The sequence below is a fragment of the Photobacterium makurazakiensis genome, from assembly GCF_050336715.1.
GTDB lineage: Bacteria > Pseudomonadota > Gammaproteobacteria > Enterobacterales > Vibrionaceae > Photobacterium > Photobacterium makurazakiensis.
Window position 1 is genome coordinate 75,381 of the sequence record NZ_JAKJSJ010000023.1, and the last position, 20,681, is coordinate 96,061.

The 20,681-nt window shown below is 40.0% G+C and carries 16 protein-coding genes; 8 read left to right on the forward strand and 8 right to left on the reverse strand.

Features of this window, described 5'->3' with window-relative positions:
- From L4D09_RS11740 to L4D09_RS11755, 4 genes are read right to left on the reverse strand one after another with little or no spacing between them, the layout of a single operon-like run.
- Window positions 1–1,470, reverse strand: coding sequence for a TIGR03016 family PEP-CTERM system-associated outer membrane protein (locus L4D09_RS11740; RefSeq protein WP_428457691.1), 1,470 nt, complete (start codon window positions 1,468–1,470; stop codon window positions 1–3).
- Window positions 1,427–2,335 (reverse strand): XrtA-associated tyrosine autokinase, encoded by a 909-nt coding sequence (locus L4D09_RS11745; RefSeq protein WP_428457692.1) that lies wholly within the window; start codon window positions 2,333–2,335, stop codon window positions 1,427–1,429. The genes L4D09_RS11740 and L4D09_RS11745 overlap by 44 nt, the downstream gene beginning before the upstream one ends.
- Window position 2,336: 1 nt before the next feature.
- Window positions 2,337–3,875 (reverse strand): XrtA system polysaccharide chain length determinant, encoded by a 1,539-nt coding sequence (locus L4D09_RS11750; RefSeq protein WP_428457693.1) that lies wholly within the window; start codon window positions 3,873–3,875, stop codon window positions 2,337–2,339.
- Window positions 3,876–3,887: 12 nt separating this feature from the next.
- Window positions 3,888–4,535: an XrtA/PEP-CTERM system exopolysaccharide export protein gene (locus L4D09_RS11755; RefSeq protein ID WP_428457694.1), complete on the reverse strand. Its 648-nt coding sequence runs from the start codon at window positions 4,533–4,535 to the stop codon at window positions 3,888–3,890.
- Window positions 4,536–4,912: 377 nt separating this feature from the next.
- Between L4D09_RS11755 and L4D09_RS11760 the strand changes: the two genes are divergently transcribed.
- Genes L4D09_RS11760 through L4D09_RS11795 form a run of 8 tightly spaced genes read left to right on the forward strand, consistent with a single transcriptional unit; the run spans window position 4,913 to window position 15,158 of the window.
- Window positions 4,913–6,268: a TIGR03013 family XrtA/PEP-CTERM system glycosyltransferase gene (locus L4D09_RS11760; protein WP_428457695.1), complete on the forward strand. Its 1,356-nt coding sequence runs from the start codon at window positions 4,913–4,915 to the stop codon at window positions 6,266–6,268.
- Between the two features lie 2 nt (window positions 6,269–6,270).
- Window positions 6,271–7,218: an XrtA system polysaccharide deacetylase gene (locus L4D09_RS11765; protein ID WP_428457696.1), complete on the forward strand. Its 948-nt coding sequence runs from the start codon at window positions 6,271–6,273 to the stop codon at window positions 7,216–7,218.
- A complete protein-coding gene (locus L4D09_RS11770) occupies window positions 7,154–8,194 on the forward strand; it encodes a FemAB family XrtA/PEP-CTERM system-associated protein (protein ID WP_428457697.1) in 1,041 nt (346 codons plus the stop codon). The genes L4D09_RS11765 and L4D09_RS11770 overlap by 65 nt, the downstream gene beginning before the upstream one ends.
- A gap of 4 nt (window positions 8,195–8,198) precedes the next feature.
- Window positions 8,199–9,419: a TIGR03087 family PEP-CTERM/XrtA system glycosyltransferase gene (locus tag L4D09_RS11775; RefSeq protein WP_428457698.1), complete on the forward strand. Its 1,221-nt coding sequence runs from the start codon at window positions 8,199–8,201 to the stop codon at window positions 9,417–9,419.
- The gene (xrtA, locus tag L4D09_RS11780) at window positions 9,406–10,833 is read left to right on the forward strand and encodes an exosortase A (protein ID WP_428457699.1); all 1,428 of its coding nucleotides are present in this window, start codon (window positions 9,406–9,408) and stop codon (window positions 10,831–10,833) included. The genes L4D09_RS11775 and xrtA overlap by 14 nt, the downstream gene beginning before the upstream one ends.
- A gap of 22 nt (window positions 10,834–10,855) precedes the next feature.
- Window positions 10,856–12,736 (forward strand): XrtA/PEP-CTERM system amidotransferase, encoded by a 1,881-nt coding sequence (locus L4D09_RS11785; protein ID WP_428457700.1) that lies wholly within the window; start codon window positions 10,856–10,858, stop codon window positions 12,734–12,736.
- Between the two features lie 2 nt (window positions 12,737–12,738).
- Window positions 12,739–13,971 carry a glycosyltransferase gene (locus L4D09_RS11790; protein ID WP_428457701.1) on the forward strand — a complete coding sequence of 411 codons (1,233 nt, stop codon included), beginning with the start codon at window positions 12,739–12,741 and terminating at the stop codon, window positions 13,969–13,971.
- On the forward strand, window positions 13,968–15,158 hold the full coding sequence (locus L4D09_RS11795) for a glycosyltransferase family 4 protein (protein WP_428457702.1): 1,191 nt from the start codon (window positions 13,968–13,970) through the stop codon (window positions 15,156–15,158). Before L4D09_RS11790 ends, L4D09_RS11795 begins: the two co-directional genes overlap by 4 nt.
- A 74-nt stretch (window positions 15,159–15,232) precedes the next feature.
- Here L4D09_RS11795 and L4D09_RS11800 read toward each other — a convergent pair whose 3' ends face one another.
- From L4D09_RS11800 to L4D09_RS11815, 4 genes are all read right to left on the reverse strand, one after another.
- Window positions 15,233–16,612: a phosphohexomutase domain-containing protein gene (locus tag L4D09_RS11800; protein ID WP_428457703.1), complete on the reverse strand. Its 1,380-nt coding sequence runs from the start codon at window positions 16,610–16,612 to the stop codon at window positions 15,233–15,235.
- The gene (locus L4D09_RS11805; protein WP_428457704.1) at window positions 16,605–18,029 is read right to left on the reverse strand and encodes a mannose-1-phosphate guanylyltransferase/mannose-6-phosphate isomerase; all 1,425 of its coding nucleotides are present in this window, start codon (window positions 18,027–18,029) and stop codon (window positions 16,605–16,607) included. The genes L4D09_RS11800 and L4D09_RS11805 overlap by 8 nt, the downstream gene beginning before the upstream one ends.
- Window positions 18,030–18,044: 15 nt before the next feature.
- Entirely contained in the window at window positions 18,045–19,382 is a 1,338-nt protein-coding gene (locus L4D09_RS11810; protein WP_428457705.1) for a putative O-glycosylation ligase, exosortase A system-associated, read from the reverse strand.
- 102 nt (window positions 19,383–19,484) lie between these two features.
- A complete protein-coding gene (locus tag L4D09_RS11815; protein WP_428457706.1) occupies window positions 19,485–20,588 on the reverse strand; it encodes a glycosyltransferase in 1,104 nt (367 codons plus the stop codon).
- Between the last annotated feature and the right edge of the window lie 93 nt (window positions 20,589–20,681).

Consider the following 20,681-nt stretch of genomic DNA (forward strand, 5'->3'; position numbering starts at 1 on the left):
TTATAATTGCATCCTTACATTAATAAACACTCTATTTTCATCATAGCTTTCATTTAACTTAGAAGACGATTTATTCATATGAGACAAGTTAAATGACGTTGATATATCATCATTCAACTGATAGCTTGCACCTAATGAATAGTCTTGATAATGATCACGCTGGTCAGCCTCTGAAAGTCGTTCGAAATCATAATACTTATATTCAGCACCTAAGCGCATGCTTAAGCGACGTGATAAGCGGTGAGATATATCTAATCCAATCCCATTGCCCTCTTCATCTTGCACATCCGCATTAGCATTAAGCACTTGCTGTTCATCATGGAAAATAGACAACTCATAGCTTGTACGCCTAGCTTTTACTACCGAGGACCACTCTAAACGCCGGCTTAGAGATACTTCAGAGATATTAGAACCTGAGGTAAAGAAATCGCGGTCAAAGCTCACCGCTTCTTCAAAATATGAGATGGAGTTTGTCAGTTTGCGAGAGCGATGTGATAACTCAAATTGATATGCATCACCAAAGAAGCGCTTATCATAAGAAAAGAATAACTTAGTGCGTGTATTAGGCTCTACATTGATTGCGCCAGCCCAAAAATCTGAATTATTATCATCGTCAGAAAAATTATAACTTACCTCGATATACGACTGCTTCGTCCAATAATATCGAAGTCCCGGCCCCCAGCTAAAGGAATCGGCACTGTCTGACTTTGCTCGACCTTCATAATTTTCATAATTTAAGCGTATAAGTGGCGACCAGCCATGAATGGTTTGCAAACCAAACTCTTCACGCAATAAAGTAAAAGACGTGTCTTCATCACCATTTTTACCATTCTTATAATCATAAGAGGCTTCAATTAACCAGAAAAAATCTTTAACGCTTCGTCCATTTGCATAGGTAATTTCGGCACCATAGCCATCATAATTACCAATATCATCTTCATTATTGGTAATTTGTGCATACGTTCTAGCTCGTAAATCAACCTTACTTAATGGATTAGAATGATAACTAACGCCCACCTGCGCATTTTTACTTTCAATTGTGTTGCCAGTAAACACATCAACACTGGCATTTTCATCAATCGCTTCCGCTATGTTTTCAATGGATGCGGATACATCCACACTAAACCCTGTGTTATACAGCCCCTTTCTAGTCAAAAAATTTAATTGTTGATAAGCTGCATTTTCACTCGAGTCGTGGCTGTAAAATAATTGGCTCATGGTATAAGCAAGGTTTAACTGCCCATCGTTACCAATAACACTGGCTGCTACCCCCACATCAATGGACGAGATTAAACTACTGCCGCTTCCTGATTCGACCAAGTCCACATTATCTGTGAAAGTAAGCCCTCCTCCTACAACAGGAGAAAACGTAACATCCGCAGCAAAGCTACCTGTAGTAATAAGCGATAGGGAACATAATAGGTGCTTATACTTTTTTGGGCTTCGTTCCATAGTCATAACCATATCCATATTGACTATGCGTTCCATACAACGCTTTATTAATTACAAAACCAATGGCTAGATCCCTATTTAAATCAGCAATAGTTTGCTCTACGTCTGACATTTGGGTTGATGTATGCGAAACAACAATAATAGCTTGCCCCATCAATTGCGAAACCGTGACAGTTTCAACGACACCAAGCATTGGTGGGCAATCAAACAACACCAGCCGATCTGGATAGCGGTTCTCTAATTCAGTTGTAAGTGATTTCATTCGATCACTGGCTAGTAGTTCATTACTTAAATGGTGCGCAGAGCCTGCAGGTAAGATCCTTAGGTTAGGTATATTCGTTGGATAAATGACGTCAGATAGATTGGAAACATCACCAAGAAGGTAATCAATAAGGCCTGGGGTTTCTTCAACGCCTAAAGTTCGTGAAATATTTGGTCGCAATACATCTGCATCGACCAATAATATTGTTTTATCTTTCTCGGTGGCAACACTAAATGCCAAGTTAATTGCAGTAAACGTTTTTCCTTCGACTGGCTGAGCGCTTGTTATCATCACCATATTACTTTTTTTCAATGTACTCGACGCTGGGCCAAAAGCATTGTAGAGAATTTTATGTTTTATCGAACGATACTCATTGTTAATTTGTGCGTTAGCATTATCATCATCGTACGCCACCATCCCCTCTTTTTTTAATCTTTCAGTATCAATGTGCAAAGTGGTTACCGCGACCTTATTACCGTTATCGCTTGCGACATGGTTCTTAGCTGCAGTCTCAGGGGTCACTTTCCGTGTCATTGCTTTTGCAATACTACCCGAATTTTCCGTGGCCTCGCTTTGTTCACCAACGCTTCGTTTTTTAAGCGCCTTTTCTATAATACTCATATCAACTTAACTCCTGAGTAATAGCATTCTGAATAGAGGGCACGATATTGATAACCATAAAACATGTAAAACAGACAAGTAACAGCACACTTAAAATAGAAAATCGCCAAACTTTCCGTTTTTCAATCGCTTTTATACCTGATGTACTTGTTGCTGATACCACACCAAATACAGGTAGTTTAGTTTGAGTAAAAAGTTGGTTCGCAGAAATAACAACGGGTCGTATCTGGCTATTCAAAAACGCCAATGCAACCCCAGCACCGGTAGCCAAGAACAACACCACAATCAAGAACAATGGACGCATTGGGCCAGAAGGCTCTTTTGGCAGTAATGGCGCATCGATAACCCTAAAAGTAATTTCGTCAGACGATGCACCAACGCTCTGTGAAATCAATGCCGATTCACGACGGGCGAGTAACTGCTCATATTGCGATCTCGTCACATCATAATTCCGCATCATACTCGTCAGCTCAGCCTCAACGTTGGGAATTTGCGTCATCGCCTCTGCTAGCACCGCCAACTTTTCAACTTGGCTCGCCTCCCTTACCGTTAAAGAAGCAATCGCATTTTCTAACTGGGTAATATACAGCTTAATTTCTTGAAGTACGGGGTTCTCTGCTGCCGAAGGCGAAGATTGGTCAAGCGATGATTGCTGCAATTTTTTAAGTTCTGTAATTTGACGTCGCGTTTCCACGACATCTGGGTGTTTTTCAGTAAACCTAAATAATAAAGAATCTAACCGTGACTCTAACGATTCAAGACGAAGGTCATACTCTGTTCGATAACTTGATGACTGCCTTGATATTAAAGAGATTTCTTTATTTAACTGGCCTTGGGCACTTTTTAGCTGTGTTTGAGACTCTTTAAGTTCTAAACGGGTTGATTCAAGCCCCCCCTTTAAACCCTCTAACTTCTGAAAATAACGTTTTTCCGCTCCTGGCATAAAACCAGCGTTGGTACGTTTAAATTCGGCTAATTTTGATTCAGCTTCAAGTAACCGAGCTTCATATTCATTAAGTTGAGATTCAATAAACTCGTTCGCTTTACTCGTATCTTGCCGCTTTTGTCCTACTGCATTTTCAACAAAAACATCAAGTGAAGCCTGTACAACGCCTTGTACGTACTCAGGGTCTTTACCTGAGTAGCTAATTGTAAATAAGTTCTCTTTACCTGCAGAGCGAATTTTAATGTTCTTTTTTAAATCTTCTAATAACTCATCATATTCATCATTCGTTGTTACCGTCACATCAGCATCTGTATATCGTGCAATGGTTTCTAGGTTACGTCGGCTCAGTAACGTTTTAACCATCAATCGCAACTCTTGAGTTGGGTCGTTATCAATCGCTAAACCACGTAACAATGGCTGAAGGATCGATCGGGTATCAGCATATACCCGAGCTTCAGAAGTATATTGATTCGGTAAAAAGGTTACTGCAACCCAGCCAATTGGGCAGATTATCCATAATGTAATGATTGCCCATCGACGGTATATCCATACTCCCCGAAGGTAATGCAATAGGAGATCTAACTGTTCCTTCATAGAGATCGTTCCTTAAAACCATGCTTCAGGAATTATAATAATATCGCCAGGTAATATATCGACATTTGCTTCTATGTCGCCATCCCGAACAAGATCGCTCATGTTGAGAGCAAACTGTTTCTGTTGACCATTTACAACTCTGATTAACCGGGCATCGTTGCCATCAGCAAACTCTGTTAATCCCCCGACTGCAACCATGACATCAAGCAGCGTCATATTTTCTCGATAATTAATTGCTTGAGGATCAGAGGCTTCACCAATTACGCGAACTTGCTCGCTATACGGCCCAACAAAACCAGATACCATCACAGTCACAATTGGGTCTCGAACATATTCAGACAATTGAGCTTCCAAGCTACGCGCCAAATCTGTTGGTGTTCGGCCAGATGCAGGTAAGTCGTCGACCAAAGACGTCGAAATCATACCGTCAGGGCGCACAATAAAATTACCGGATATTTCAGGATTGCCCCAAACAAAAATAGACAGGCTATCACCAGGGCCAATAAGGTATTTATAGTCACTGATATCTTTGGTTAGTGATGCCTGAGGCGTAGCTGGTGGCAGTAGCGGTAAGCCTGTAGAGCTACAGCCAACAGTACTACCCACCAGTAGCCCAAAAGCCAACAATGAACACCTAACATTGAAGCCATGTTTACTCATAAACGCATCCACCCTGCATTACCACCTTGACTAAGTAAGGATTCCCTTTATCGCCACCAAAGGCGTAGAACTAAAAATTCATCAGCTGTACTTATTTAACTATATATGTTTTTTTTATTTTGAAGATTTTTTCTAGTTAAAATTGAACATTTCAGGTGAGGTACTTAACATTTACACCACTATATTTTTATGAAATCTCGATTTGATATGCAATTTAAAAAAAAAGCTGCATATAATTCCTAACACCCCCTGATAGTGCAAGCTTTATATGTGGCATAGATAATGCTTTAAAAACAAGTAAGAAAGCTATGTACCATAAGGAATAAAATATTATRGCAACGTCTAAGTTTCATGACTTAAACCTCAGCAATGCAACATTGATAATTACGGATATTATCCTTTTATTCAGTATTTTTTCATTTGGAATTCATTACCTGAAAGGCATATATCCTAATATAATGCCAATTTATGGCAGCATTGCTTTTGTAGCTAATTTATTCTTCTTTAGTCTACCGATACAAATAACATTACTTTCTGTCGGTTTATACAATGAAAAGCTGAGAGAAAACTTTCGAGGTATTACTGTCCGTATTACCGTGGCAGTTATTCTTGCTTATATCCTGTCTTCCTCACTCTCATTTTTCATACCATTCTTACAGCTTACTGGAGCTAGTAAGGAGATTCTCTATGGTTTTGTATTGATAGGGTTAGTTTTCTCTCGCTATATCGCAATAAAAAACAACTATGAACACATTGGGCGCCGTAAAGTCGTTGTTCTTGGTGCAGGAGAGCGGGCAAAGTTAATTGATACGAGCATGCGAAGAAAGTCAGATAGAGTACATTTCGACCTTGTTGGTTTTATCACACTAACAGGTGACAATAGCGAACAAGCACTATCTGCCCCAAAACTTAGCTCGGAAGAATCACTAGATGAGTTTGCTATAAGCAATGACATTGACGAAATTGTAATTGCTGCAGATGAAAGGCGAGGAAACTTACCAACAAACAGTTTATTCAATTGTAAGGTTAATGGCATATCAATTACTGACATTATTGATTTCATTGAAAGGGAAACTGGCCAAATCGCGGTCAATCATATTTATCCATCCTTTGTTATGTACAATAATCATGCAAAGAAACACTGGCTCCCTTCGGTATTCCATTGGTCATTCAACAGCTTTATTGCAATTATGATTCTTATCGTAACTTGGCCTTTAATAATTGCTGCGATAATAGCGATTAAACTAGAAGATGGCATAAAAGCACCAGTATTTTACTCTCAACAACGTGTTGGCTTAAAAGGGAAGGTTTTTTCTATCTATAAATTCCGCAGTATGACAACCGATGCTGAGAAGAATGGTGTCCAAATGGCGTCGAAATCTGACAGTCGAATAACTCGAGTTGGAAATATATTACGTAAATACCGTATAGACGAGCTTCCTCAATTATTAAATGTTTTTCTTGGTGATATGTGTTTTGTTGGCCCTCGCCCTGAACGCCCTCAGTTTTCATCACAGTTTGAAAACGACATTCCCTATTATGCGCACCGTTTAGATGTTAAGCCCGGTCTTACTGGTTGGGCGCAGCTAAAATACCCTTATGGTGATGGCATAGAAGATGCCATAGAAAAACTAAAGTTTGACCTCTACTATATCAAACATCGTAGTCTACTATTAGATATTCTAATCTTGATAAGGACATCTGAAATTGTCTTATTTGGAAAAGGACGATAGACATGGAAAGCTTAAACACACCCGCTCCAAATTTAAAAGTGGATACAATAGTTAACGCTATGACCATTGACGTTGAGGATTATTTCCATGTCGCAGCGTTATCTGATGTCATAAAGCCTAATGAATGGGGGAAAAAGTACCCTCTTCGTATCGAGAAAAGTACACAGCGGATTCTTGAATTACTCGATAACCACCAAACCAAAGCGACTTTCTTTATTCTCGGTTGGATAGCTGAAGCATGCCCAGCCCTTATCAAAGAAATAGCAGCGCATGGACATGAGGTGGCAAGCCATGGCTTTGCTCATCAACAAGCAAATAAACAAACTCTTGGTGTATTTCGCGACGATGTTGCCAAAAGCAAAGCATTAATAGAATCACTCACAGGTAAGCCCGTGGTAGGTTACCGCGCGCCTAGCTTTTCAATTGACACCTCAAATACTTGGGCTTTTGATGTACTTAAAGAGCTTGGTTTTTTGTATACAAGCAGTACCTACCCTGTAAAACATGATCTCTATGGTGTGCCAGATTGGCCAAGATTTAAACACAGACGTCCAGAAGGGATCTGTGAAATACCAATCCCAACCCTGAATAAATGGGGTAATAATATTCCAATTGGTGGTGGTGGTTATTTCCGGTTTTATCCTTATCGATTAAGTCGCTACCTTATTCAATCTTTTATTAAAGAAACAGGTCAACCATATAGTTTTTATTTTCACCCTTGGGAGATTGACCCAAACCAACCAAGAGTGGCAGGAATTACACGTAAATCACAATTCAGGCATTACCTAAATCTAAACAAAATGGAAAGTCGATTGGAACGGCTCTTGCAAGATTTCAAATGGAATTCAATGAGTCATGTTTATCAACTAAGTAGGCACGAAGACAATGCAAAATCTATCAATACGGAAGTTAACAGAGAAAGAGCATTCATTATGGGACAACTACGTTGATAATCACCCCGACGGTAGCTTTTTCCATTTATCAGGCTGGCTAGATGTTATTCATTCTGTTTTTGGTCACAAGCACCACTACTTATTAGCAGAAGAAAATCAGCAGCTCGTTGGCATCTTGCCACTATTCGAGCAAAAGAGTTTGCTTTTTGGTCACGCTCTTATTTCAACACCTTTTTGTGTATATGGCGGTGTTGTTGCAAACAGTTCTATTATCCGAGAAAAGCTAGAGTCTGCAGCTTATGAATTAGGCTGTGACTTAAATGTTGATTATATAGAATTGCGTGATAAAAACCCAATAGACAGTAATGGGCCATGGCTTTCTCATAGCCATCACACTTCTTTTCAATGTCCGCTTCCTGAAAAAGCCGACGATATTCTTACCACAATAAAACGTAAACAACGTGCGGTTATTCGTCACTCACAGAAAAATGAATTAAGTTGGGATAACACCAGTGATCCTGAAGCTTGCTTTGATATTTATGCTGAAAGTGTACGAAACCTAGGTACCCCCGTATTCTCAAAAAAATTATTTAGCCAATTGAAAGGTACCTTTGGTGAACAGTGTGAAACACTCCTTGTTCATGACAAAAATAATCAGCCTGTTTCTGGTGTATTAAGCTTTTATTATAAGGGGCAAGTGCTCCCCTATTATGGCGGCGGGAAATTTGAAGCAAGAGAACTGAAAAGTAATGATTTCATGTATTTTCAACTCATGCAGCTGGCACATCAAAAAGGCATAACACACTTTGACTTCGGACGAAGTAAAAATAATTCAGGCTCGTATAAATACAAAAAGCATTGGGGAATGGAAGAGCAACCTTTGCATTACCGAGTTGCTCTAGTCAAAAGCAAAGCATTACCGAACTTGTCACCAAATAACCCTAAATATAAGTACTTCATCAAAGCATGGCAGAAATTGCCGCTTGGCCTTAGCCAAAAAGTTGGCCCTCTTCTCTCAAAATATCTGGGGTAATGCTATGAAAGAGCCGTTGCTATATCTTTGCCATCGGATTCCATTCCCGCCAAATAAAGGCGATAAAATTGCGAGTTACAACATATTAAAATTTCTGAGCAAACGCTACGATATTTATTTAGGCTGCTTCATTGATGACAACTTTGATATTCAGTTTGAAGATGATGTACGTGCTTTCTGCGTAGATTGTAAATTCATTACTATATCAAGAGGCTATAGCAAACTTAAAAGCTTAACAGCCTTACTCGATGGAAGCCCTATAACCTTGCCATTTTATTCACGAAAAAGCATGCAACGGTGGGTGGACGACACCGTAGAAACACATCAGATAGAAAAAGCCTTTGTCTTTTCATCCTGTATGGCGCAATACGTACAGCACTATTCAAGCGACCTGCATACCGTCATGCACTTCGTCGATATAGATTCTGACAAATGGCTGCAATATGCCCAAAAAAGTCAGGGAGTGATGAAGGCGATTTACCATCGTGAACATCAAACCCTTGCCCAGTATGAAAAAAGAATTGCCAATACATTTTCCGTTAGTTGCTTCGTCACCCCTGCAGAAACCGAAGCCTTTAAATCTATGGTACCTTCAGCGATAAGGCAAAAAATCCACCCGTTAGAAAATGGCCTTGATAGCCAATTTTTCTCGCCAGACGCTAAACACAAATTAGTTGAACCTTATGATCTGGTGAATGAAAATTACTTAGTCTTTACTGGTGCCATGGACTACTGGGCAAATGCAGATGCTGTAAAGTGGTTTGCTGACTATGTATGGCCTGAAGTCACGAAAGTAATACCAGATGCAAAATTTTATATCGTTGGTAGCTCACCTACATCAGAGGTCAATGCATTAGCCGATATCGATGGGATCACAGTAACAGGGCGAGTTGAAGATGTCCGTCCTTACTTATTTCATGCTAAAGCTGCTGTTGCTCCAATGCAAATTGCACGCGGGGTACAAAATAAAGTGCTCGAAGCAATGGCCATGGCGAAGCCTATTTTGGTGTCATCACTTGGCATTGAAGGGATAGATAATTATCCGACCTCTCAGCTATATGTCTCTGATGATGCTTCCACATCTATTAACTGGGCGATTGAGAAATTGTCTGAACAACCGTCTATCGCCATAGATTCTAGGGTTTGGATTAAAGATACCTATAGTTGGGACGCAAAACTCTCTCCTCTTTTAAATTATTTAGGAGAAGTACATGCCAATCCGTAAGCCTTATTTATTCCTACTCCCTTTCATTGCGTGGCTATTGATGTTTTATAGCTCCATCGTCGATATGGTCAATGTATGGGGAACATCAAAAACCTACGAGCACTGTTTTCTCATTATCCCAATCAGCTTATGGGTGCTGTGGCAGCATAAAAAAGAATTCAAGATTGCACCTAGTGGTGTTGCTTGGCTACCAATCATTCTTATGCTTTTTCCTGCCAGCTTGTGGCTCTTGGGATTAGCCGCAAAGGCAAACATTTTTGAACATGCAGCTGCTATTTTCAGTTTACAACTTTTACTTTGGGCTATGCTTGGCAACGCTAAAGCCAAAGTCGCCTGGTTCCCAATCGCTTTTTTGGTTTTTTGTATACCTTTCGGTGAAGAACTGATCCCAAGGCTACAGATCATAACCGCTGATCTCTCCATTATTTTTTTGCAATTGAGCAATATTCCAGTCTACCGGGACGGTCTTTATCTCACCATTCCTAATGGACAGTTCTTCGTTGCTGAAGCATGCTCTGGAATCCGCTTTCTTATTTCCAGCCTCGCCTTAGGAACGCTGTTTGCCTATTTACAGTTCACTAAAACCTGGAAGCGAATTGCCTTTGTGGGTTTCTCGTTCATATTCCCGATTATCGCAAATGGTATCAGGGCTTACGGCATCATTCTGATTGGCTACCTGTCGGATATGAAATACGCAACAGGCGCTGATCACCTCGTGTATGGTTGGTTTTTCTTCAGTATTGTTATCTTGTGTATTTTCTTTACCGCCAGTTTGTTTGCTGATAATCCAACCGAACAAGTACATCAACATTCCCCATTAACAACGCAACTCACGAAGCAATCATCCACAAAAGCAGCAGCTACTATTACTCTCATTTTCTTTTCGTTTACGCTTTGGGGGCAGAGCATTACTCATAATCATAAAACAGTGACCACTCCCCCCACATTACTGGCTGATGCAAAGGCAATAGATGATTCAATTTGGGGAATTAACTTCCCAGATGCTTCTCTCGCAACACTAGCCGTAAATAATACTGGAGATACTTATTTTTACACCGCTCGCTATGCTCTTTGGCAACCAACAGGTGAGCTTATAAGCAGTAGAAATACATTATTCGACAAAGATATTTGGTCAATTCAACAGCAAGAAAGCGTCACCATCTCTAATAATGCCAATGCAACAACACTCTCATTAATAAGCCAAGGTGGTAGTTCAATGAAAGTGGTGTATTGGTACTGTGTTAGCCATTACTGCTCTAGCGATCCTCTTTCAATTAAGCTAACCAAAGCGAGTCAGTTACTTCGTGGCGAAGAGGGTTATGCAGATATTTACGCTATCGCCAGTCAAGGTGAGCAACGTGCGATACAGTATGCTCAGCGTTGGCAAGCATCTTTTCGTCAGAAACCAGAATAACGCTATTCAAGGAGGATGAATTATGTGTGGTATTTCAGGAATTTTCAATTTAAGGCAACCTTACCCAATAGATAAAGCGATGCTAGAAAAAATTAATCGCCTGCAAAGCCACCGAGGCCCTGACGATGAAGGCTATTATTTTGATGAATTTGTTGGGTTAGCGCATCGTCGATTATCGATTATTGACCTTTCAGGCGGCCACCAACCCATCTTCAATGAAGATAAAACTATCTCTGTTGTATTTAACGGTGAGATTTATAATTTTCAGGAATTAGCCGATGAGTTAATAGCACTGGGCCATCAATTCAATACGCTGAGTGATACTGAAGTGATTGTTCATGCTTGGGAGTCTTGGGGAGAAGATTGTATTACCCGCTTCCAAGGTATGTTTGCTTTTGCATTATGGGATAGCAATAAAAGAAAGTTATTTCTAGGTCGTGACAGGCTCGGTAAAAAGCCTCTTTTCTACACGGTGACCGCACAAGGACAGTTCATATTTGGCTCTGAGCTGAAAGTTTTACTAGGCCATCCAGATGTGAACAAAACGCTACGACCGGAGATGGCTGAAGATTTCTTCATGTATGGCTACATTCCAGAACCTTACAGCGCTTATAAAGAAATTCTAAAACTAAACCCTGGTCATTGCCTGACACTCAGTCCCGGTAGTGATATTTCACCCATAAAATACTGGGATTTGTCAGCCCCTACTCAAGAAATGAGCTGGGAGCAAACCCAAGAAGAATTGATTGCTAAGCTCACTGAAGCCGTCAAGATCCGTTTAGTTTCCGATGTACCGCTGGGTGCCTTTTTATCTGGAGGGGTCGACTCCAGTGCAATCGTTGCCCTTATGGCGCAATTGCAACAGTCTCCCGTCAACACTTGTGCTATTGGTTTTGACGAAAAAGCGTTTGATGAAAGTGAATATGCCCAACAAGTTGCTCAACGTTATCAAACCAACCACCGCCACCACATTGTGAATCCCGCCGATTTTCAGCTAATCGACCAATTAACCGATGTGTATGATGAGCCCTATGCTGATAGCTCCGCATTACCTACCTTAAAAGTTTGTCAGTTAGCCAGTCAGCATGTCAAAGTCGCACTATCGGGTGATGGTGGTGATGAAATTTTTGGCGGCTACCGTCGGCATCGGATGCATTTGGCTGAGCAACAATTGAGGAATGCCATTCCAGACCCAATACGTAAACCATTATTTGGTGCATTAGGACATTTATACCCAAAAGCCGACTGGGCACCTAAACCATTTAGGGCAAAAACGACGTTTCAATCATTAGCTCTAGATACTGTTGAAGGCTATGCAAACTCAATCTCAAAACTTCGAGAGAATGAACGCCGCCAGCTATTTAGTGATCGCTACCTATCAGAGCTTAATGGCTACAGGGGCATAGAAATACTAAAGAGCCACGCCAGCCACTTCCCGTCAAATGACCCACTTAAACAGATCCAATATCTCGATATTAAGACATGGTTACCTGGAGATATCCTGACTAAAGTTGACCGAGCCAGTATGGCAAACTCACTAGAAGTACGTTCGCCGCTATTAGATCACAAGTTTATTGAGTGGGCATATAACATTAAGAGTAAGCACAATATTAAAGGCGTAGACGGCAAATATGCGTTTAAAAAAGCTCTGTCCCCTTATGTCGATGACAATATTCTCTATCGCCCTAAAATGGGGTTCCGAATTCCTATTTCTGAATGGTTTCGGACGAGCCTAAATTCACACCTTCGAGAACATGTTTTATCTGAAAATATGAAAGACAGTGGTTTTTTCAATGTCGACCATCTAACAAAAATGATCGATGACCATCAGCAGGGCTACCGTGACCACGGTACTTCTCTGTGGTGCATTCTGATGTTTTCTCAATTTATGATGAGGCAGTAAACATGAAACTACTGACTATCTCAACGCTATATCCAAATGCCAGCGACCCAAAACACGGGATTTTTGTTGAAACACGCTTACGTCATTTACGAGAGAAATACCCAGATGTGAAAGTTACAGTGATAGCACCGGTACCTTGGTTTCCCTTTAAACATAAACGCTTTGGCCAATATGCAAAATTTGCCTCTGTCCCTTACTTTGAACAGCGACATGGCATTTCTATCTATCACCCCCGTTATATCGTCATCCCAAAATTGGGCATGAATATAACACCGATCACCTTACAGGCCTGCATTGACCGACAGCTATCCCAATTAGTAAAACATGGTTTTAAATTTGATTTAATTGATGGGCATTACTTTTATCCTGTTGGCGTTGCCATTGCAGCAATCGCAAATAAATGGAAAAAGCCCTTTACCGTTACAGCACGAGGAACAGATATTAATTTGATCCCTAAGTTTCAAAAACCACTTAAAAAAATACAAGAGGTATTCCATAAAAGTAACCACAACTTAGCGGTATGTGAAGCTCTCAGACAAGAGATGATATTAAACGGTGCTGACCCTGCTAAAGTAACCGCGTCAAGAAACGGCGTTGATTTAACGTTATTTCCATTCACACCGAAGCATGACCAGTTCGACTTACGTAAGAAAATGCAGCTTCCTGTCGATAAACCTATTTTTATCTCCGTCGGGTTGCTAACCGAACGTAAAGGGCATCACCTGATCATTGATGCCATGAAAAACCACCCTGATGCGACCCTACTTATCGCGGGAACTGGGCCAGACAAAAAAGCACTTGAAAGCCAAGTGCAAACTAATGGCCTGAGTAACCAAGTCCGCTTTCTTGGGGGGGTAGACCAGTCCGTTTTAGCTGACTACTTTGGCGCAAGTGATGCCTCGATACTCGCCTCAAACAGAGAAGGCTGGGCGAATGTACTACTTGAGTCGATGGCATGCGGTACACCTGTGATTGCAACGAAAATATGGGGCACACCTGAAGTGGTTAAATCGCCTGAAGCGGGGATTTTAATTAATCGCCATAGCCAAGCTATATCAGCCGCAATGGAACAAATATTATGCTCGCCACCGAACAGAACAAAGACTCGTCAATACGCAGAGCAGTTTTCATGGGATGAGACCTCAACCCAATTGTATACACTTTTTAACACGATCCTCTCACCATCAGCCTATGCACAGAAACATACAGCAACTCACAAGGAAGAAATCTCATGAAAATCCTTTATCACCATCGAGTTGCATCTCGTGATGGCCAATTTGTTCATATTGATGCTATTGTAGATTCGCTTCGCGCATTGGGACATGAGGTGATCATTGTTTCACCAACGGTGAGTCAATCAACAAACTTTGGGGATGATGGAGGGTGGGTATCGAAACTTCGTCGAGCACTGCCTGGCGCCATTGCTGAAATATTAGAATTTGGCTACTGTTTCTATGATCTTATCAAGCTTGCCCAAGCAATTCGAAAGCACAAGCCCGATGTTATTTATGAACGTTATAATATTTTACTTCCTTCCGGAATTTGGGCTAAACAGCTGTTTAATCTTCCACTGCTGTTAGAAGTTAACTCACCACTATACAAAGAAAGAAAAGACTATACTGGTATCCACTTTCCAATGTTGGCTAAATGGTCCGAATACTACACATGGCGTAATGCCGACCACTTACTGCCTGTTAGCCATGTCATGGCTGACTATATCTATGATACTGGTGTCAATAGAAACAAAGTCACAGTCGTTCCTAACGGTATCGATAAAACTTTATTTAACACAACAAACTCTCACCCTCGCTTAACTAAATTTAAAGGCAAAACGGTTGTAGGTTTTGTTGGATTTTGCCGTGAATGGCATCAACTAGATAAAGTGCTTGAAATGATTGCACAAAGTAATAACCGAGAGACGGTTCTACTCATTGTTGGTGACGGCCCCGTACTAGAAAGCCTAAAAGAGAAAGCAAAACAACTTAACATGAGTGAGCAAATACACCTTACAGGGTTAGTCAGCCGTGAAGATATGCCGCACTGGCTTGCTCAAATAGATATAGCGATTCAGCCCGCCGTAACACCTTGGTGCTCACCATTAAAATTGATTGAATATTTAGCAACAGGTAAAGCGATTGTGGCGCCTGATGCCAATAATATTAAAGAGTTACTGGTTGATGGTCACAACGCCCTCCTCTTTAAACACGATGATATCCAAGAAATGCCAATACATTTACGACGACTTGTTGATGATCCATCACTCACCATGTCGCTAAAAAGTCATGCAGCAAAAACCATAGATCACCAACAACTGACTTGGCATCAAAATGCGGAAAAAATCATTCAACAGTTTGAACAAGAAGTAGCAAAAAATAAAACAACCAATACCGAAAATTCCACTAGTGCGACATCTCAGCCTTAAACGCTTACTTTGAAAGGTAAAGCACATAACTAGAAGCCCATGATAGATCATGGGCTTCTAGTAAAAGAATAATCTCAACGCATCAATATACTTAAAATTTCAGCCGTTTTATTTTCCATTAATTCCCTGTTATTACGCGCCTCAACATTAAGTCTAACCAAAGGTTCGGTATTTGATGTTCGTAAATTAAAGCGCCAATCTTGAAACTCAGCAGTAATCCCATCGGTTTCATCTAACAAAATAGCGTTATGACCATAGTGGGTTTTAATGCGTTGCAATGCACGATGCGGATCATCAATTTGCTTATTGATCTCACCCGATGAAGGGAATGCCGATATACGGCGACTTACGGCCTCTGATAATGTTAATGCCTTCGAACTTAATAGTTCGGTTACCAACAGCCAAGGGATCATTCCACTGTCACAATAAGCAAATTCTTTAAAATAATGATGCGCGCTCATCTCGCCGCCATAAACAGCTCCTTGCTCACGCATCATCTGCTTGATGAAAGTATGACCCGCTTTTGATTGCACGGGCTGTCCGCCTACCGCATGCAATATATCTTTCGTGTTCCAATACAAACGCGGGTCATGAATCACTTTCGCACCAGGCTGACGCAAAGCAAAAGCCTCTGCGAGCAAACCTACAATGTAATACCCCTCGATAAACTGTCCTTTCTCGTCAAAGAAGAAGCATCGATCAAAATCGCCATCCCACGCAATCCCCATATCAGCTTGATGGGTAATTACCGCTTGTTCTGTCATTTCCCGCTTTTCAACCAACATTGGGTTTGGAACACCAAATGGAAAACTGCCATCGGCTTCATGCAATATTTTAATAAATTCGATAGGTACTTGTTGCCGAATAAATTGTTTTTCTATTTCGTCAATAACATGACCAGCAGCACCATTCCCCACGTTAGTCACAATACGTAAAGGCTTTAGGCTTTGAACATTTATAAATGACATTAAATAGTCAATATATGCCTTTAAACAAGATTGCGATTTACGCTCACCTCTGTTTTTAGCAGCAGTAAATGCGCCTTTTTGGGCTAATAATTTAATCTCACTTAAACCGCTGTCTATACCTATCGGCTGGGCATGATAACCAACTAATTTCATCCCATTATAGTCAGCAGGATTATGACTGGCCGTTATCTCAATGCCACCATCAAGCTGCCAGTGCTGGACAGCAAAATACACCTCTTCCGTCCCTGTCATCCCAAGGTCGATCACATCAACCCCTTGGTCTTGCAAACCTTGGCACACTGCTTCTTTAATTGAATTTGATGATAAACGCATATCAGCCCCAACAGCGACTCTTTTGGGCTTAATATAATCAGCATAAGCACAACCAATCGCATACGCTTTCTCTTCATTAAACTCAGCACCAACGCGACCACGGATATCATAAGCTTTAAAGCACGACCAATTATCATTAGGGTCCTTACTCATAGCCTTCTCCTTGCGAGTCGATTCTAACAATGTCATCTTCACCCAAGTAACGACCGGTTCTCACTTCAATCAATTCAAGCATCGACTTACCGGGGTTCTCAAACGCGTGTTCAGCACCAATTGGAATATAAGTAGACTCGTTTTCACTCACAAGGTAAGTACGATCGCCATTACGAACACGTGCAGTGCCCACAACAACAATCCAATGTTCAGCACGATTAAAGTGAACTTGAACAGCTGTTTTTTCACCGGGCTTCACTTTTACTTTTTTGACATGATAACGATCACCCTCTGTAATCGCGTCGTGAGAACCCCAAGGGCGATAAATTTCTCGGTGTTGCAAATGCTCTTTACGATCATTGTCGTGCAGATAAGCGACTACTTTTTTAATGTCTTGAACACTGTCCTTCTGCGCAACTAGCACTGCATCTTTCGTTTCGACAACAATGAGGTTTTCTGTCCCAACCGTTGAAACCAAACGATGTTGGGAATAAACATAACAATTACGACTGCTTTCTGTAATTACATCCCCACGAGTAGCATTACCATGTCCGTCTTTGTCAGTAACATCCCAGAGCGCATCCCATGAGCCGACATCACTCCATCCAGCATCCATTGAAACAACAGCCGCTTTCTCTGTTTTTTCCATCACCGCATAATCTATCGATTCAGAAGGGCTCGTTAGGAAAGCGTCATTATTCAAACGAATGAAATCCAGATCGTTGTGCCTACCGTCAAACGCTTTTTGACAAGCATTTAATATTTCAGGGTAAAAAAGCTCTAATTCATTAAGAAATGCAGATGCACGAAATAGGAACATACCACTATTCCATAAGTAGCCAGCATCAACGTATTCCTCAGCAGCTTGGCGATCAGGTTTTTCAATAAATGCATCAACTAATGCTATCGAGTGATCGGCATTCAACGCATCACCTTGACGGATATAGCCATAACCTGTTTCAGGGTGATCCGGAACAATGCCAAATGTCACCAACTTCCCCTGAAGTGCCATTGGTACGGCTTTTAGTACTGAGTCGTGGAACATTTCAGGCTGCTTAATCACATGATCTGCGGCTAAAACAAGTAACAAAGGATCAGTACCTTGATGCTGAGCTTGCAACGCCGCTAAAGCAATCGCTGGTGCGGTATTTCTCCCGTCAGGTTCAAGGATTATCCCTTGATGTTGAAACTCTGCTTGCCTTAGCTGTTCTGCAATAATGAAACGATGATTCTCATTTGAAATGACAATTGAAGGTAAGCAATTAAGTGCCTCACACCTAAATAACGTTTCTTGTAATAAAGAACAATCACTGGCTAAGGGTAAAAATTGCTTAGGGTAGTGAGTTCTAGACAAAGGCCATAGCCTAGACCCTGAACCACCGGCCATGATAACTGGGATAATATAATCACTAGACATATATACCACTCCATTCTAAGTAGTTATTGCTTGATGAGAGGCAGTATCTGCACTTTCCTCTTCATTAATCCGTCTTTCATGCTCAATAACAGAAAATTGCAGAGCAATAATCAAAGATATATATGCCCAGAATATTTCAACATAAGGTAAAGAAAGGGATGCCCCAGATAAACAAAAAGCAATCAAAGAGATTTTTAGAGATTGAGCCAACTGAGATTGCCAAAGTAGACCCTTGTTATCTTTCACTTTTCGAATTATTGAGTTTAAAGTCAAAAAACTTTTCAATAAAACCATTAAAAAAATTGAGAACGTTAAAAAACCATGATCCCCAATAACCTGGAAGTATATACTATGAGCAGCCCATCCCTTTCCCAATGTAGGTTGCGGTGTCTCGATAAAATCTAACCGTCCAAAATCACTTGCAATATCATCCCAAATAACTGGATTTTCCAGAGCTTTGAAACCGCCACCAAGTAATGGACGTTCCATAGCCATCAGTGTATACATTTTCCAAGCTTTAACTCGAGTCATAAATGAACTATCTTTTTCAGCATCTTGGATAGTATTCATACGATCGAACCAGCTATCTGAAAGTATTGAGCCAGCCCCCATGGCAAAAATAAAAAAAATGCAGAGCATTAATATTTTTCTTTTACTTTTCAGCCAAAGAAAGCCAGAAATACAAAGAAGACCTATTAGTCCACCGCGAGAGTTAGTGCCTAAAATAGCTATAATACAAAGTAATCCAGCACCTAATAGAACATATTTAAGCCACTTCTCTTTTTCTTGCTGAAACAAATAGATAACAACTGGCACTAACATACAAGTAATAAGTGCAAAATGGTTATTATCGTTAAGAATATGATTCCGTGGACCTGTAATGTGGTGTCCACCACCACTAGCAAGAAACTTCAACGCTTCAGTTCCAGCCAACAGGCCTGTTGATAATAAGATGCCCCATAAAATCATATTAAAATGAATATCCTGCCTAATAATTAAAACTATCATTAGACACAATAAAGAAGCTTTGAAAAACTTCTCCCACTCATACCAAACCATAGCAGGGATAGTAATACTCATGGCCGTAGTTATCGTTGTCATAAAGAAAAACAACAATGCAAGAATAGCTAGTAAACTGAAATAAACCCTTGGTTTAACTTTAAAAATAAAATAGGTAACAAACGTTAACAATGCAAATAATGAGTTAAAACTAATACCTGAAGCAAAACCATAGATCCAATGTTTAGGTACAATTAAACCTGACCATAACCATAGGGTTACAGAAATAAAAGGCCTTTGTATTCCGATAAAAATAAGGCATAAAACCGCTAGCATAAAAATGCCATCTCTCATTTTTTATCGCCTTTGAGCTTGTCCATACCTAAATATCTGTAACAAATATAAACAAACAGTGAAAGTGCCAATATAAGTAGTCCAGCTTCCATTCAATCACCTTCAATTATATAATTTCCTATATTCATCAATCATAGTTTCTTGATTAAATGATTTGAAAATACGGCTTCGAGCGGCATCCCCCATATTCAAACATTTATTTTTATCTTTGTATAAAGATAAAAACGCATTCGCCAAATTGGTATCATCTTCACTATCAACATTAAGACCTGTCACACCAGAAATAGTAACTTCTGTAATGCCACCGACATCTGTAACAACATGCGGAACACCCATTGCCATCGATTCAAGCAATGTCATCGGAATACCCTCAGCTAGAGAAGTTAAAGAAAAAACATCAAAACAAGAATATAACTCTTTTACATCATCTCGCTGACCAGTAAAGATAACCTTACTAAATAATGCTTTATTACTTTGAGAAAACGCCAATAAATTATCTTTTTCTGAACCATCACCAACGATAACCAATTTGCTATTTGTCATGAAATCATCATCCATGTTACAAGCAATAAAAAAACCATTAATAAGCATTTTTTGATTTTTTATTTTATTTAATCTTGCAACATGACCAATAATAAAATCATTAGTATTAAATTCATTATTATTTTTAGAAGAATATGAAAAGTCAACGACATCAATACCATTAACGATTTTAATGACTTTTGATGATGATACTCCAACATCAGTTAATAACCAATCATAGAGGTCATGAGAAACAGCTACAACTTTATGTGTAAACAGGCTACAGAATTTACGTAAAATTTTATATTTATAATTCGAACCTGTAGGATCATTAATGTCCCGTCCATGTTCAGCATGAAGTCTAGTATTAATACCTAAAATCCAACCTACAATTTGAAATTCAGCAGTACCAAGATTATATGTATGAAGTACATCAGGCTTTAATTTCCTTAAGACATTAAAGACTAATGCGTACTGACTAATTGAGGAAAGCTGCTTACAATCTAAGCTTATAATGTCAACATTGTTTTTTAATTGCTTTACAATACTACCTGATGTCGTTAAGGATATAATTGTATGACAATATCCGTCACCTAAAGAGTTTATTGAATTAACAATAACCTTCTCTAAGCCACCGACATGAAATCCATGTACGATATGGCATATGTTCCTTTTCATATCCATATGTAAAGTATCCTATCTTCTTATGTAGATTTAAAAATTTACCCTATAATCAATATAGAACTTATTTTACTTTCACCCAACATTTTTTGAGGT

What these genes read in the sequence shown, in the direction of transcription:
- L4D09_RS11740 (WP_428457691.1), bottom strand. Translation starts at nt 1,470, where the DNA reads ATGGATATGGTTATGACTATGGAACGAAGCCCAAAAAAGTATAAGCAC.
- L4D09_RS11745 (WP_428457692.1), bottom strand. Translation starts at nt 2,335, where the DNA reads ATGAGTATTATAGAAAAGGCGCTTAAAAAACGAAGCGTTGGTGAACAA.
- L4D09_RS11750 (WP_428457693.1), bottom strand. Translation starts at nt 3,875, where the DNA reads ATGAAGGAACAGTTAGATCTCCTATTGCATTACCTTCGGGGAGTATGG.
- L4D09_RS11755 (WP_428457694.1), bottom strand. Translation starts at nt 4,535, where the DNA reads ATGAGTAAACATGGCTTCAATGTTAGGTGTTCATTGTTGGCTTTTGGG.
- L4D09_RS11765 (WP_428457696.1), top strand. Translation starts at nt 6,271, where the DNA reads ATGGAAAGCTTAAACACACCCGCTCCAAATTTAAAAGTGGATACAATA.
- L4D09_RS11770 (WP_428457697.1), top strand. Translation starts at nt 7,154, where the DNA reads ATGCAAAATCTATCAATACGGAAGTTAACAGAGAAAGAGCATTCATTA.
- L4D09_RS11775 (WP_428457698.1), top strand. Translation starts at nt 8,199, where the DNA reads ATGAAAGAGCCGTTGCTATATCTTTGCCATCGGATTCCATTCCCGCCA.
- xrtA (WP_428457699.1), top strand. Translation starts at nt 9,406, where the DNA reads ATGCCAATCCGTAAGCCTTATTTATTCCTACTCCCTTTCATTGCGTGG.
- L4D09_RS11785 (WP_428457700.1), top strand. Translation starts at nt 10,856, where the DNA reads ATGTGTGGTATTTCAGGAATTTTCAATTTAAGGCAACCTTACCCAATA.
- L4D09_RS11790 (WP_428457701.1), top strand. Translation starts at nt 12,739, where the DNA reads ATGAAACTACTGACTATCTCAACGCTATATCCAAATGCCAGCGACCCA.
- L4D09_RS11795 (WP_428457702.1), top strand. Translation starts at nt 13,968, where the DNA reads ATGAAAATCCTTTATCACCATCGAGTTGCATCTCGTGATGGCCAATTT.
- L4D09_RS11800 (WP_428457703.1), bottom strand. Translation starts at nt 16,612, where the DNA reads ATGAGTAAGGACCCTAATGATAATTGGTCGTGCTTTAAAGCTTATGAT.
- L4D09_RS11805 (WP_428457704.1), bottom strand. Translation starts at nt 18,029, where the DNA reads ATGTCTAGTGATTATATTATCCCAGTTATCATGGCCGGTGGTTCAGGG.
- L4D09_RS11810 (WP_428457705.1), bottom strand. Translation starts at nt 19,382, where the DNA reads ATGAGAGATGGCATTTTTATGCTAGCGGTTTTATGCCTTATTTTTATC.
- L4D09_RS11815 (WP_428457706.1), bottom strand. Translation starts at nt 20,588, where the DNA reads ATGGATATGAAAAGGAACATATGCCATATCGTACATGGATTTCATGTC.